The organism is Catellatospora methionotrophica (genome assembly GCF_011297335.1).
GTDB classification, from domain to species: domain Bacteria; phylum Actinomycetota; class Actinomycetes; order Mycobacteriales; family Micromonosporaceae; genus Catellatospora; species Catellatospora methionotrophica.
Genome location: NZ_JAAOTJ010000002.1, coordinates 332,796 through 346,961, shown reverse-complemented (window position 1 = coordinate 346,961; position 14,166 = coordinate 332,796). Strand labels below are relative to the sequence as shown.

Sequence of the window (14,166 nt, the reverse complement as noted above, 5' to 3'; positions counted from 1 at the left end):
CGGTCAGCGGGCCCCGATCCGCCCGACCAGGCTCCGTGCCTCGTCGAGCAGGTCGGGGCCGCGCCGGTCGCCGTACTCGGCGGCCATCGCGGCCAGCATCCCCGGTGCCCGGTCCTCGGCCCGCCCGGCGATCCGCTCCCAGGCCAGCGTGGGCATGGTCCGGTTGTACGCGAACCGGTCCGCCAGCGCGATCAGCCGCACCGCGTCCGCGACCGGCAGCGCCTCGCGCAGCAGCCCCCACGTACCGAGCGCGAACAGCACCAGCCCGCACACCGGATAGTCCAGATACGGGTGGTCGGGGTCGAGCACCTGCGACGCCCGATCGCGGGCGTACGCGAACAGCGCCGCCCCGTCCGGGTCCCCGTCCGGGGCGTAGTAGGCGTACGCGGCCAGGGTCGCCGCCTCCGCCACCAGCACCCACGGCTCGACCCCGGTCGGCGCGATCCCCGGCATCCGCAGCGCGCGCACCCGCCGGCACGCCGCGCCGTAACCGGCCAGTCCCGCCGCGACGTCGCCACGGGCCAGGTCCAGCTCGGCGTTGCCCATGTCGAACGACAGCCACCCGGCCAGCGTGCCGTCGGACTCCGCCGGGTCGCCGAACACGGCGAGCTGGACGGCCGCGGCGTCGAGGTCACCGGCGGCGACCATCACCAGGGCCAGCAGCGAGCGCAGCTGGATGGAGTCGTCACGGGCACCGAGCCGGTCCAGCACCGGCAGCGCGGCCTGCGCGTGGACCGCCGCGTCCTCGCTGCGGCCGAGCTGCATCGCCAGCTGCGCCGCCATGGTGTGCATGATCGCCTGCGACCAGGGGCCCACGCTGTCGTCGGCGAGCAGCAGGCCGCGCTCGGCGGCGTCCATGGCCGCGTCCGGGTCGCCCATGTTCTCCAGGGCCTGGCTCAGCCACGGCAGCGCCAGCGCGGCGATCTCACGGTCAGCGGAGGCCGCGTGATCACGCAACTGCTGCAGGAAGCCGTCGGCCGAGCGCGGGTCGATGTCGGTCAGCATGGTGACCATCGCGGACTGCCACGGATCGTGCTCGCCCGGCCCGATCCGCCGCAGCGTGTCCCGCAGCGCGTCGGAGTGCGGGGTGTTGGCGACCAGCGAGCCGTTGAGGGTCATGGCGATCGCCATCCGGGTGGCGTCGGCGAGGTCCGGCGGCGGGGTCCAACCGTCCACGGCGTTCGCGGCGGCCTCGATGAGGACCAGCATCCGGGGATGCTCGCCCAGGATGATCCAGTATCCGGCCAGGGCGGCGAGGATCTGCACCGTCGCGGCCGGGTCCGGGGCGGCGAAGGTCCGGCGCAGCACGTCGGCCAGGTTGCCCTCCTCGGGGCGGATGGCGTCGACGACCTCGAACTGCCGCGGGCTGAACAGGGCGCGGGCGCGCTGCGCGCAGAAGGCGACCGCCCAGGCGCGCTGGGCCTGCTCGGCCGCGACATCCTCCCCGGCGTCGACCAGCTGCATCCGGCCGAACTCGCGTACGGTCTCCAGCATCCGGTAGCGCACCCCGCCCGGGCCGGTCTCCACGACGGTCAGCAGCGACTGGTCGGCCAGGTCCTGCACCGCCGCGAGCGCGTCGTCGCCGAGCATCGCCTCCGCGGCGGCCAGGGTGAACCCGTCGTGGAACACCGACAGCCAGCGCAGCGCCCGGCGCTCGCGTTCGCCGAGCAGGTTCCACGACCAGTCGATGACCGCCAGCAGCGTCTGATGCCGGTCCGGTGCGCTGCGGTCCCCGCCGCGCAGCAGCGCGAACCGGTTCTCCAGGCGGCGGGCGATGTCGGCGACCGCCATCACCCGCACCTTCGCCGCCGCCAGCTCGATCGCCAGCGGGAGCCCGTCGAGCCGCTCGACGATCTCGGCCACCACCTCGTCCGCCCCCGCCAGGTGCACGTCCGGCCGGGCCGCCACGGCCCGCTGCCGGAACAGCTCGGCGGCGTCGGCGGCGTCCAGCTCGGCCAGCGGGTAGACGTGCTCGGCCGCGATGGCCAGCGGAGCCCGGGTGGTGGTGAGCACCCGCAGCTCACGGGTCGCGGCGGTGAGGTAGGCGACGAGGTCGGCGACCGCGGCGACGATGTGCTCGCAGTTGTCCAGGATCAGCAGGCTCGGCGCCTGGTCGAGATAGCGGGCGATCCGGGCGCGTACGTCGGCCCACTGCTGCGGCGTCAGGGTGCGGCGGCCGCTGACCGAGTCCCGCACCCCCAGCGCCGACCCGACCTCCCCGACGAGGTCGTCGGGTGCGGTGACACCGACGAGCTCGACGAAATGCACCACCGGCGCGGCGTACTCCCGGCCGAGCACGTGGGCCAGCCGGGTCTTGCCCAGCCCACCCGGCCCGACGATGGACACCACCCGGTGGGCGGCCAGTGACGCCTGCAACCGCCGGATGTCGGCCGCCCGGCCGAGCAGGGTCGTCGCCTCGTAGCGCACACCCGCCCGGACCGGGCTGTCCTGCACGAGCAGCTCGCTGTACACCCGGCGCAGCTCCGCACCGGGATCGGCGCCGATCCGCTCGCGCAGGTCCGCCCGGTACGCCTCATACCGGCTCAGCGCCGCGCCGACGCCACGGGCCGCCGCCTCGCTGCGCAGCAGATCCGCCAGCAGGCTCTCGTCGCCGGGGCTGTCCTCCCACGCCGCGGCCAGCACGGGCAGCGCATCGGCGTGCTCGCCGAGCCTGACCTGTGCCCTGGCCAGCACCAGCCGCGCCTGCGCCAGATCGCGTCCGGCCTCGCGCCGCAGCGACCCGAGTGGCCCGTGGCCGACGTCGGCGGGGACCGCGCCGAGCGCGAGCGCCTCAGCGGCCAGCCCGGCCGCCCGCCCCGGCTCGGACTCGACCGCCGACCGGGCCGCAGCCAGCCGATCCGCCAGCACCTGCGTGTCGACCTGCGTCCGGTCGACGCCCAGCCGGTAGCCGTCGCCGTCGCGGACCACCGCGTCCGGCCCGTGCGCCGTTCGGGTCCGGGAGACCACCACCTGCAGCGCCTTGAGCGGGTTGGCGGGGGTGTCGTCGTCCCAGATGAGGTCGATCAGCCGCGCCGAACCGACCGTCCTGCCGGCGGCGGCCAGCGCGGCCAGGAGCGCCTGCGGCCGCTCGCCCACCACCGGCTCGCCGTCCCAGCGCACCGTGTCCAGCAGCGACAGGATGATCGGCACCGGCCAAGTCTATGCGCTGGCCGTTACGGTGCGCCGCCGGTGCTGACCGGCGAGGATCACGGGTTCGGCGGCCGGTCGAGGACAGGACTACACCGTGGCGATCTCGAAATGGACCGGCGTGGCCCGGTCGGCCGGCTCCCCGAGCACGAGCAGGTCGACGTCGGTGGGCTGCGCCCGCAGGCCGGACAGCGCCCGCGACAGCGGATCGAGCACGTCCAGGCCGATGGTGAGGAACGAGTGCCGCCCGTGCAGCCGGTTGCAGGCATGCCTGAGCAGGACGCGCAGCGTCTCCGGGTCGGCCGCGCACGGGTGGACGGCGGTGCGGTAGCTCAGTTCCCCGCCGGTACGCGGCAGGCGCGGCACCCGCAGCAGCGGTGCGGCGAGGTTGAAGCCGACCCGGGCCGCCGCCAGCCGGGGCGAGTAGCCGGTGATGCGCATCTGCTTGATGTCGTGCTGGTCCCACAGCCCGACGAACCCGGCGAGTTCCCCGCCCGGACGCCGTGCCAGCAAATACTCCAGGTTCGGTCGGGCAAGCGGGAACGACTCGCAGACCGGGGCGAACTGGCGGGACGCGGCTACGGCCCGCCACAGCTCGACCATGTCGCGCCCGTCGGCGGGACCGGCCACGGACACGGTGAGGTCGCCGGGCGGGATACGTCGGCGGGTCAGCAGGTCGATGCTGTGCGACCTGATGGTGGCCCGCCTGCGTACGCCCGGTTCGACCTGGCGGCGCAGCATCTCGACGGCGTTGTTGCCGCCCAGGACCGTGCTGATCAGCGGCGCGTCCGGTCCGGCCAGCTCCCGGGCGGCCGCCTGCGCCCACTGCGCCAGCGCGCGGGCGGTCCCGCGCCGCCGGTACGCCGGATGCACCTTGAGGTCGCCGACGTAGCCGAGCACGGCTTGGCGTCCGTCGAGGTAGGACGCTCGGCGGGCGACGGCGACGCAGGCGACCGGGCCGTCGTCGCCGTCGACGACCCCGACCCGCCAGGCGTCGCCGCCGACCCGGTGGAGTGCGAAGAAGTCGGGCCGCCGGTCGATGCACAGCGACAGGTCACCCTCCATGGCGCAGCGGGCCGCCAGGGCGACCAGCGCCGCGTTGTCCTCCGGCCGGGCGTCGCGGACCGTCACGGCGTCACCTCGCAGATCGCGAACCGGCGCTGGCAGAGGCTGCGGTCGGTGCGCATCAGCTCCTCGCCGCGGGCCCGGTCCTCGCGTACGGCGTCACGCCAGCGCGGCGGCACCTCGGTCCAGCCGACGAAGTTGCGGAACACCAGCCGGGCACCGGGCCGGGCCGTACGGACGATCTCGGCGAACAGCTCGTCGACCTCGGCTGGGCTCAGCCACTCGCAGATGTTCGACAGCGCGAACCCGGCCATGCTGGCGTCTGGCCGCGTACGCAGGTAGCCGGTGAACGTGCCGTCGACCAGGTGCAGCCGGTCCACCGGCACGGGACCGGCCAGGTAGGGCGGGCGGGCCTGCTGGTAGCCGCCGGTCAGCAGCAGTTGCAGGAAGTAGTTGCCGTCGATGTCCAGGCCGGTCAGCGTGTGCTCGGCGACCTGCCGGAAGTGCCGGGCATAGCTGGGGTTCTCCACGTGTGCGAAGAACCGCTCGTCGTAGGTGCGCCGCAGCACGAGCCGGTTGCACAGCACCCCGAACAGCAGCCGCCAGCCGACCGTGTCCCACTCCCGGCGGTAGAACTCACGCTGCTCGTCGAGGGTCCGCAGGGCCAGCAGCCGCCCGGTCCGCCGGGGGTGGACCAGGCGCAGCGTCCGGGCGATCAGGCGCATCAGCCGCTCGGTGACCCCTGCCTGGAGCACACCGGACGCGATCGCCTGCGGGTGCGCGTCCCAGTAGGCGCGTGCCCCAGGGGTGAGCACGCCACGGACCTGCGCGTATGCCGACCGCCGCGCCGCCGCCACCATGGCCGAGCCGCCGAGCAGCCCCAGCGCCGTCGCGGGTTCCAGCTGCGAGATCGCCGCGGCTTTGAATTCCACGAGGTGGTTCTGGGTCCGGTTGACGTCCACGGCGACGACCTCGGTGGCACCCGCCGCCAGCAGCGACAGTGCGGTGCAGCCGGCCGAGCCGACCACGGCGATCGGGCCGTCCCCGTGCCCCGCGAACGCGGCGATCTCCAGTTCCGGGTCCTCCCGGACCTGGGCGAAGTACAGCCGGTCGTCGACGGCGCCGGGCAGCTCGGTGCGCCGTACGGTGTGCGGTGGCGCTTCAGGCTGTCGGGACACGGAAGCTCCTCTCGATCAGGTCGGTGCACGCCGCCGCGACCAGCGCCGCGGCGTCCTGCGTCCGGTAACCGGGCCACGCCGCGCGCAGCCGGTCGGTCGTGAAGTGTTTGGGCAGGTAGAGCTGTTCGGCGAACGGCGTGACCGAGGCGAGCGCGGGCTGTAGCGGACCGCCGCGCAGCCGCTGGGCGGCCTGCGCCAGGTCCCGGAAGCTTGCCGGGTCGCACGGGACCGGACGAGGCAGCATCCGGCGGCGGAAGCCCGGGTCCTGCTCGAAGACGGCGAATGCGGTGTCGATCGCCGCGCCGAGCGTCACCGGGCCAGGGCATACCTGGTAGATCCCGGTAGGCGCGGCGAGCAGCGCCGTCACGGCGTCGACGGTGAACGCGGCCGAGGCCAGGCTCAGCGGCGTCGCCGGATCGCCGGGCAGCAGGGTCAGCAGCCCCGAGTAATACAGCCGCATGGTGTGGTGGAACGCGTTGTACTGGGCGACGTCCCCGGCCGCGTCCTCGGCGATCAGCGTCGGCAGGCGTACCACGCTCACCGGCAGTTCCGGCCGGTCGAGCAGGCACTCCTCGGCCGCCCACTTCGACCACTCGTAGTGGTTGACGAAGCCAATGTCGTCGTGGCGGGTCTCGCCGACCTGCCCGCGCCGCCGCCCGGCGCTGTACAGGGTGGACAGCAGCATCAGCCGGTCGAGCCGGTCGCAGCGGTGCGCGAACTCGCGTACGCGCGCCGTCCCGGCCACGTTCACCCGCTCGGCGGTGTCCCGGCTGACATCGAAGCGGATGACGGCGGCAGCGTGCACGATCCGGGTGATCCGTCGTGGGTCCACCTGGGCGAACGGGTCGGCGTCGCGCAGGTCGACCGGCACGACGGGTGCGTCGGCGACATCGGCGAGCCGGGCCCGTTTGCGGTCGAGTTCGGCCTGGTCGGCACAGCGCACCGCGAGGACCAGGTCCTCGCCGCGCAGCGCGGCCGCGATCCGCCGCCCGAGGTAGCCGTCCGCGCCGGTGATCAGCGTGGTCATCGGGCCACCGCCCGCATGGCCGCCGCGTCCAGGTCCGGCCAGCCCGCCGGGTCCAGGCCGTGCCGGTCGACCAGCGCGTACAGCCATCGTTCGAGGCCGAACGCGAGGCAGGCGGTGCTGGCCCGGCCGCCACCACGGGTGATGTCGTACGCGGACCCGAAGTGGTCGTGGTGCAGGTTGGCCGAGCCGAGGGCCAGCGAGCCGCCGTACACCGCCTCATGCTTGACCGCCTGGATGCGCTGCAGCAGGTGGCCCGGATGCCGGTCGGGCCGGAAGAACGTGTCCGTCGCCGCCACCCAGTCGACCGGCACGTCGACCAGCCCGGCGAAGCGGTCCGTCATCGTGCAGGCCTCGTCCAGGAACGACGCCGTCTCCTCCGCCGTGCCGAGACACACGATCTCCCGCATGGCGAACGTCCACTGGCGGCGCAGCGGCTCATACTGGCGTTCCCGCCGGAAACAGGTGCTGCGGGTGGTCACGTACGTCGCCTGCGCCAACCGCTCCCCCCGGTGCGCGCGGTAGACGTGATGGCAGGCCGCCGGGGTGAGGACCTCGGTCACCGGTGCCGTACCGGTCAGCGCGACCGTGCCGGACGCGTCGACGACCGGCCCGTCGGCGAACCCGGCGAGGTTGGCATCGGCCGGGTCGAGCGCCGCCGCGAAGGTGACCTGGTGCGGGAAGGACCGCAGATGGCCGCCGAGGGACGCGGCGGGCAGCGTCATCGGATACGCCTCCTCCTGCGCGTGCCACCGGCTCGCGATGGTCCGGAAGGCGCGGTCGCAGCCGTCGGCGAGCGCCAGCAGCGGCCCGGTCAACCCGGCCTGTCCGCTGGTCTCCCAGCGCAGCCCGAGCCCGGTCAGCTCCGCCAGCCCCGTCACGGCAGGCTCCCGAAACGCGCCATCATGGCGTCGATGCCGTCGAAGTCGCCCATCCGCAGCTGCTCGACGTCGATCGGCGCGCCCCGCAGGCGCTCCAGCAGGATGATCAGCTCAGGCAGGTGCACCGACCGCAGCAGGCGCAGCGTGAACAGCGGCGTGTCATCGGTGACGTCACCAGCGTGGCGGCGTACGAAGGTGCGCAGCTGCGCACGGATCTCGGTGTCAGAACGCATCGGCGGGCTCCTCGGTGAGTACGTCGGCCGCCGCCAGGAACCGCAGGCAGTCCGCGGACACGTGACGGCGGTGGGTGCGCTGGGCAGGGGCGTGCCAGGCCGCCTCCGCCAGGTCCCACGGGTCGGCGAGCCCGGCGTCGGCGTACACGTCGGGGTGGTAGTACTCGCGCCAGGTCGCGGTCAGGAACCGGCCCAGGTCGGCGCGTATCCCGGCGGCGGTCGCCGGATCGAAGCCCGCCGCCTGCCACAGCGCCGTCACGAGGCGGCGGCCGAACACCAGGTGCCGGGCCTCCTCGCGGTGGTGGCTGTCGTTGATGAACCTGGCCAGCGGATGCAGCCGCCCGTCGCGCCCCTGGACCCGGTTGTAGTGGTCCACGATCTCCTCGAAGATCAGCGTCTTGGCGAAGAACAGCAGGTCGTCGACGTCCCGCGCCTGGTCGGTCCCGAACGACACCTGGCGGCTGCGGTAGACCCGCGCGTACCGGGTGCAGAACCCGCCGAAGTAGACGCTGTGCTTGTTCTCCTCGTCCAGGAAGTGGTGCAGGTATCCGGCCGCCCCGGCCAGGTCACTGCGGTAGAGCCGCGCGGCCAGCCCCTGGATCAGCGCCTTCTCGCCGTGGATGTTGAGGCTGTAGAACCCGGCAGCCTCATGGAAGGCGACCCGGCGGCGGGCGGTGTCGTCCAGGCCCTCCCACACCGGGGTGCCGTGCAGGCTCACGTACTCGGGGGTGCCGAACCAGTCCCGCTCCGGATCCACCGAAGAAGGCCAGTCGACCAGGGTGTACGGGTTCTCGTGCGCCCGGACCGACAGTCGGCTGAGCCGGTCGGCGGTCTCCGACACCTCGGCCAGCGCGGTGGCCAGCGCGCTCATCGGGCCACCTCCAGCACCGCGCACTGCCAGTTGAGCCCGAACCCGGCCATCGGCAGCGCGATCCGCTGCCCCGGCCGGGCCTGCCCCGAGCCGAGCAGCGCCGACAGGTTGACGAAGGCGTCGGCGGAGATGACGTGGCCGACGTCGGCCAGCGTCGGCGCCCAGATCCGCGCATGGTCGACGTCGAGCAGCCGGGCGAGGATCTGCCAGGCCTTCTCGTGCGTGTTCTGGGTGACGACCCAGTCCAGGTCGGCAGGGGTCAGCCCGGCGCGCGCCGCGGCCTCCCGGACCAGCCGGTGGGTGTACGCGAAATAGGTCCCGACGGTCTCGTCGTCACCGGCCCGGCCCAGACCGCCGTTGGTGATCTGGTGCACGGTCAGCAGCCGGCACACGTCCGGGTCCCGCCCGACCACGCAGGCCGCGGCCCCATCCGAGATCAGGTTGTACGCCTGCTCGTACCAGGCGCCCTCGGGAAACCGGTCGGCGGTCACGCACAGCACCCGCCGCCACGCCGGTTCGGTCGTCAGCAGCGCGCCCGCGAGCCGCAGCGCTCCGATGGCGCCGGTACAGGCCTGCTGGTGCAGCCCGACCACGATCGCCCGCGACAGGCCGAACTCGGCCTGCAACCGCCCGGCCGGGAAATCCATCAGGTCCTTGACGTCACGGACCGGACCGGCCCCTGTCTCACCAGGCAGGCACGTGGCGTACACGATGGCGTCGATGTCGGTGAGCCCGCCACCGGCCGCGATCTCCGCGACCGCCGCATGAGCGAGTTCGTAGGCGGTGCCGCCGGGTTCGCAGACGTGGTGCCAGCGGAAACCTGCCGCCTCCAGGTCCTCGGGAGCCGACTGGAGGAGTCCCGCCGCAGCCGACTCGCGTAGATGTCGCCTCCGCGCGCCCAGCGCGTGGGCGAAGGATCCGATATAGAGCCCGTCCATGAACCCATGCTGGTCGCGGCGGCCCGCCCGCACATGAGCACCCGTACTCAGATCCCGCTGAGTCGACCACCCCACCGGGCTGAGGCGTGCGACGCGCACGCGCGGGTGGCCCGTGGACACGGGCCACCCGCAGTGCTCAGGTGCGGATGCTGGGCAGGTTCAGCCCACACGCCCGCTCGACGAACTCGCCGACCTTGACGGTCACCTCCTGGAACTCGTCCGCCGACACGTGCGAGTGCGGCTCGGACTCCGGCACCAGGTCGTCGACCAGCACCCGCATCTCGTCACGCAACGCCTCCGGTGAGGACACCGCCATCGCCCGCACCGCCGCCAGCCGCTCCTCGCCGGTGATGTGATCCTGCTCGGAGACCTCGAACGTGGCCGCGTTCGCGCAGAACGCCGCCTTGTCCGGCCACTGCGTCGGCAGGTTCTCCGGCCAGAGCAGCCAGGCCCCGGCCCCGGCGAGCACCAGCGCCACCGCGCCGGCCACCCAGCGCCTAGACGACGGCGTTGACAGCATCGATGTCATGGGTGTCGAGGTAGCGAGGCCAGATCTCGTCGCGCATGCACGAGTTGTTGTTGCTGTCGGTGCTCTTGTACCGGTGGCCGAGGCCGCCGGAGTGCCCGAACTCGTGGCAGCCCAGGCTCTGCCAGTACGACGTGGACTTGCCGTTCATCAGGCGGGTGTTGAACTTGATGTCCATGTGGTCGCACTTGCCGTTGAGCCAGTTGCGGTCCGTGCACGACGTCTGCCCGTACCACGAGCCGCTGTACGAGGCGTCGTAGACGTGCAGGTCCGAGCCGCCGGTGCTCATGGTGATGTCGGTGCGGTCGAGCTGCGCCCGGCCGAACGACGCCGCCGCCGAACCGGCCGAGGTCAGCGAGTTCACCTGGACGTCCTGCTGGGCGTTGTCCGGCGGGCCCGCGTTGGCCTTGTTGCCGTGCCCGGCCGCGGCCGGGGTCGCCGTGACCGCGATCGCCAGGATCACGGTCGCCGCCGCGATGATCGTACGCCTCATTCGCCTGGTCCTTCCGGGGATTCGGGCTGGTCGCCGACGCTGGCGGCAGCGGGCAGCGTGCCTGCCGCGTACGCCTGGCTGGCGTTGTAGACGGTGATGCCGAACATGCCCGACCCGATCGCGGTGATCTGACCGGCGAGTTCGCGTTCGCTGTTGCTCGGCGACAGCACCCCGCCCCGGTTGAGCACCCGGCCGTCGGAGCTGGTCAGCACGTAGGTGTTCGCGTCACCACCGGCCGAGCGGCGCAGGAAGAAGTAGCCGGTGTCGCCGACGTTGCTCCACGCGACCCCGTTGACGGTGTACCCGCGCCCCAGCGCGTCCCAGCCCTCCTCCTCCAGCGTGATCAGCGGCGGGACCAGCGCCAGCTTCGGGTTGTGCAGCACGCTGTCGACCGCGATGGTCACGCTGCGCAGCCTGACCTGGCTGGCCGTCGAGCCGTCCTCGTCGACGCCGGTGAACCGGCCCTCGCCGACCGCGGTCACGGTGCCGGACACGACCAGGTGCGACGTCGCCACCATGCTGTCGACGCTGCTGAACAGGTACATCTCCTTGCTGTGCGCGCTGGACTCGGGCTGCGCGTCGTAGCGCACCTCGTCGCCGCCGCCGAAGCCGGCGGTCAGCGCCAGCACGGCGGCGGCAGCCAGGCCGAGGCCTGCCAGGCGGGTCCGCCGCCGATCCGTCTGTCTCATGTGGTCTCCCTCATTGCCGAGAACGATCTACCGCGTAAGACTGCTCGGCGGCGCTGTCAGCCGGCCGACACTTCGGCGACGGACGGCCGAGGCAGTTGACCCGCATGGACAGGTCGGCGACGCCGAACCGCTACGGTCCCGGTACGGGACCCCCGACGATGGAGAAGCATGTGCCAGGCGGACCGTCACCTGTGGGCCGTCACATCCGCGAGCGCCGCAACCGGGCCGGGCTCAGCCAGGCAGAGCTCGCCGCCCTGGCCGCGATCAGCGCCGCCGGGCTGCGCGACCTGGAACAGGGCCGGGTGCTACGGCCCCGGCCGGACACGCTGCGCCGCCTGGCCGCGGCGCTCAGCCTGACGACGGCCGAAACGGACGCCCTGATCGAGCTGGGCCACGATCCCGACGGCGATCCGGGCGGCGTGCGGATCGAGGTGCTGGGCCCGCTGCGGGTCACCATCGGCGGGCACTCCATCGACCTCGGTTCGCCCACCCGGCGCACGCTGCTGGCCCTGCTCGCCCTGTCACCGAACGCCGTAGTGCCCCGCGACGAGCTGACAGAGCAGCTGTGGGCCACCCCGCAGGCGACACCCCTGCTGCAGACGCACATCTCCCGGCTGCGGGCACGCCTGTCGGGGCAGCCGATCGGCATCGCCGCGGTCGGCGACGGATACCGCCTGGACGTGACGGCCGACCAGCTCGACCTGCTGGCGTTTCAGGACGTCGCGGCGCAGGCCAGGTCGCTGTCGGCGCACGGGCGGCAGGAGGACGCCCTGCGTTGCTTCCAGCGGGCCGTCGCGATGTGGCGCGGCGCACCACTGGCCGACCTGCCCGGACTGCAGACCCACCCGGCGCTGGTGGACCTCGGGCGGCAGCGCCGGGCCTGCGCCATCGAGTACGCCGACGCGGGCGCCCCACCACAGCAAGCCCTGGCCGCCCTGCTCCCGCTGGCCGAAGCCGACCCGCTCGACGAGCCGGTGTGCCTGCGCCTGATGACGGCGCTGGCCGCCACCGGGCAGCGAGCCGCCGCCCTGGCCGCGTACGAGGCGCTGCGCCGCGGGCTGCGCGACGAACTCGGCGTCGATCCCGGCCCCGAGCTGGAGCAGGCCCACCGCACCCTACTCGGCGGCCCGGCCGGGCATGTGCCCGAACAGCTCCCCGCCGCGCCGCACCGGTTCTCCGGACGGCAGAGCGACCTCGCCCGCCTGGACGGCCTGCTGGCAGGCTGGCCCGGACGCGCCCCCCTGGTCTGCACGATCTCCGGCATGGCGGGAGTCGGCAAGTCCACCCTGGCCGTGCACTGGGCACACGCGGTACGCGACGCGTTCCCCGACGGGCGGCTGTACCTCGACCTGCGCGGCTACGACCCCGGCCGGGCAGCGATGAGTTCCGGCGAGGTGATCCGGGCGCTACTGGAAGCGCTGCAGCCGGGCGCGCGGCTGCCGCATGCCCCGCACGCGCTGGCAGCGCACTACCGCAGCCTGGTCGCCGGAAAGCGCGTACTGATCCTGCTGGACAACGCCCGCGACGCCGAGCAGGTGCGCCCGGCCCTGCCCGGAGCCCCCGGCGCCATGGTCCTGGTCACCAGCCGTGACCAGCTCACCGGGCTCGCGGCGGCCCAGCACGCGCAGCCGGTGCGGCTCGGCGTCTTCACCGCCGCCGAGGCCCGCTCGTTCCTGGCGTACCGGCTCGGCGAGCAGCGGATCGCCGCGGAACCGGGGGCCGTCGCCGACATCGTCGAAGCGTGCGGCAGGCTCCCGCTCGCCCTGGCCGTGGTCGCCGCGCGGGCAGCGACCCACCCGCACTTCACGCTCGCCGCGCTCGCCGCCGAGCTGCGCGGCGGACACGGCACGCTCTCAGCGCTGGAGATCAGCGACCGGGCAGCCGACGTGCGCACCGTGTTCATGCACTCCTACCGGGACCTCAGGCCCGCCGAAGCGGCGATGTTCCGGCTGCTCGCGCTGCATCCCGGCCCGGAGGTGTCGGTGGCGGCCGCAGCCCGGCTGGCCGACGTCGCCGGCACCGGGGCGCGCCGGACCCTGCGCGAGTTGGCGGCCGCGCATCTGATCGAGGAGCCCTCCCCCGGCCGATTCCGGTTCCACGATCTGCTGCGGGCCTTCGCACGAGAGCTCGTCCTGGCCGAGGACAGCGTCGCCGACCGCGCCGCTGCCATTCGGCGGATGGTCGGCCACTACCTGCACACCGCGGCCGCGGGCACGCTGCTGCTCGCGCCGCGCCGGGACCCCATCGGGCTGGCGGAGGGCTCGTCCGGGCAGCCGCTGGCCGATCACCGGGAAGCGATGGACTGGTTCCGGACCGAGTACCCGGTGCTGCTGGCGGTCGCCGACGTCGCCGACGGGCCGTACCTGTGGCAGCTCGCCTGGGCGATGCTCACCTACCAGGACCGGGCCGGATACTGGCAGGACTGGGCCGAGCTGCAGGACAAGGCCCTGCGCGCCGCCGAGCGGAGCGGCGACCGGCTCGGTGCCGCGCACAGCCAGCGCGGCCGCGGGCGGGCGCTGGCCTGGCTCGGACACCCGGACGCGCGTACGCCCCTGCACCGCGCGATGGAACTGTTCGCCGCACTGGGCGACATCGCCTCGCTGGGCCACGTGGAACTGGACCTGTCCGTCGTCGAGGAACTACAGGGCCGCGCCGACCTGGCACTTCGGCACGCCGAACGCGGGGTGGCGCTGTTCGAGCGCGCCGGGCACCAGGCCGGGACGGCCAACGCGCTCAACAACATCTGCGTCCAGCTCGCCGAGCTGGGCAGGCACGAGGACAGCGTCCGCTACGGGCAACGGGCCCTGGCGCTGCTGCGCGAGCTGGGCGACCGGCGGGGTGAGGCGGCGACCCACGACAGCCTCGGCGTCGCGTACCTGCACCTCGGTGACCACAGCCGCGCGCTGGCGGACTTCGCCCAGGCGTACCGGCTGTTCGAGGAGGTCGGGGACCGGCCGGGCTGCGGCGACGTCCTGCTGCACCTCGGCGACGCGCACCGCGCGGCGGGCGCGGACACCGACGCCGTGGCGGCCTGGCGGGCCGCGCTGGCGATCTTCGAGGAGCTGAATCTCGCCGACGCGGAGAAGGCCATGCAGCGTCTCGCGGTGTCCCTGGGCTGATT

General features: G+C 73.6%; 12 protein-coding genes. 1 reads left to right on the top strand and 11 read right to left on the bottom strand.

The annotated features are described in order from the left end of the window. Positions 1 to 3 precede the first annotated feature (3 nt). The 11 genes from HAV40_RS08830 to HAV40_RS08780 form a co-directional block, all read right to left on the bottom strand. Positions 4 to 3,150, bottom strand: coding sequence for an ATP-binding protein (locus HAV40_RS08830; RefSeq protein WP_166380380.1), 3,147 nt, complete (start codon positions 3,148 to 3,150; stop codon positions 4 to 6). Between the two features lie 87 nt (positions 3,151 to 3,237). Continuing rightward, positions 3,238 to 4,278 carry a GNAT family N-acetyltransferase gene (locus tag HAV40_RS08825; RefSeq protein ID WP_166380379.1) on the bottom strand — a complete coding sequence of 347 codons (1,041 nt, stop codon included), beginning with the start codon at positions 4,276 to 4,278 and terminating at the stop codon, positions 3,238 to 3,240. After that, positions 4,275 to 5,390, bottom strand: a complete 1,116-nt coding sequence (locus HAV40_RS08820) for a DUF3419 family protein (RefSeq protein ID WP_166380378.1) — start codon at positions 5,388 to 5,390, stop codon at positions 4,275 to 4,277. Before HAV40_RS08820 ends, HAV40_RS08825 begins: the two co-directional genes overlap by 4 nt. Next, positions 5,374 to 6,417 carry an SDR family oxidoreductase gene (locus HAV40_RS08815; protein WP_166380377.1) on the bottom strand — a complete coding sequence of 348 codons (1,044 nt, stop codon included), beginning with the start codon at positions 6,415 to 6,417 and terminating at the stop codon, positions 5,374 to 5,376. The genes HAV40_RS08820 and HAV40_RS08815 overlap by 17 nt, the downstream gene beginning before the upstream one ends. Beyond that, a complete protein-coding gene (locus HAV40_RS08810) occupies positions 6,414 to 7,295 on the bottom strand; it encodes a class-II aminoacyl-tRNA synthetase family protein (RefSeq protein ID WP_166380376.1) in 882 nt (293 codons plus the stop codon). Before HAV40_RS08810 ends, HAV40_RS08815 begins: the two co-directional genes overlap by 4 nt. Then, a complete protein-coding gene (locus HAV40_RS08805; RefSeq protein ID WP_166380375.1) occupies positions 7,292 to 7,528 on the bottom strand; it encodes a hypothetical protein in 237 nt (78 codons plus the stop codon). The genes HAV40_RS08810 and HAV40_RS08805 overlap by 4 nt, the downstream gene beginning before the upstream one ends. Then, a complete protein-coding gene (locus HAV40_RS08800) occupies positions 7,518 to 8,399 on the bottom strand; it encodes a diiron oxygenase (protein WP_166380374.1) in 882 nt (293 codons plus the stop codon). Before HAV40_RS08800 ends, HAV40_RS08805 begins: the two co-directional genes overlap by 11 nt. Continuing rightward, positions 8,396 to 9,337, bottom strand: a complete 942-nt coding sequence (locus HAV40_RS08795) for a 3-oxoacyl-[acyl-carrier-protein] synthase III C-terminal domain-containing protein (protein ID WP_166380373.1) — start codon at positions 9,335 to 9,337, stop codon at positions 8,396 to 8,398. The genes HAV40_RS08800 and HAV40_RS08795 overlap by 4 nt, the downstream gene beginning before the upstream one ends. A gap of 136 nt (positions 9,338 to 9,473) precedes the next feature. Next, positions 9,474 to 9,827 carry a hypothetical protein gene (locus tag HAV40_RS08790; RefSeq protein ID WP_166380372.1) on the bottom strand — a complete coding sequence of 118 codons (354 nt, stop codon included), beginning with the start codon at positions 9,825 to 9,827 and terminating at the stop codon, positions 9,474 to 9,476. 7 nt (positions 9,828 to 9,834) lie between these two features. Further along, positions 9,835 to 10,356 (bottom strand): hypothetical protein, encoded by a 522-nt coding sequence (locus HAV40_RS08785; protein ID WP_166380371.1) that lies wholly within the window; start codon positions 10,354 to 10,356, stop codon positions 9,835 to 9,837. Continuing rightward, on the bottom strand, positions 10,353 to 11,045 hold the full coding sequence (locus HAV40_RS08780; RefSeq protein ID WP_166380370.1) for a hypothetical protein: 693 nt from the start codon (positions 11,043 to 11,045) through the stop codon (positions 10,353 to 10,355). The genes HAV40_RS08785 and HAV40_RS08780 overlap by 4 nt, the downstream gene beginning before the upstream one ends. Before the next feature lie 191 nt (positions 11,046 to 11,236). Between HAV40_RS08780 and HAV40_RS08775 the strand changes: the two genes are divergently transcribed. After that, complete coding sequence (locus tag HAV40_RS08775; RefSeq protein ID WP_166380369.1) at positions 11,237 to 14,164, top strand: AfsR/SARP family transcriptional regulator; 2,928 nt, start codon at positions 11,237 to 11,239, stop codon at positions 14,162 to 14,164. The last annotated feature ends 2 nt before the right edge of the window (positions 14,165 to 14,166 follow it).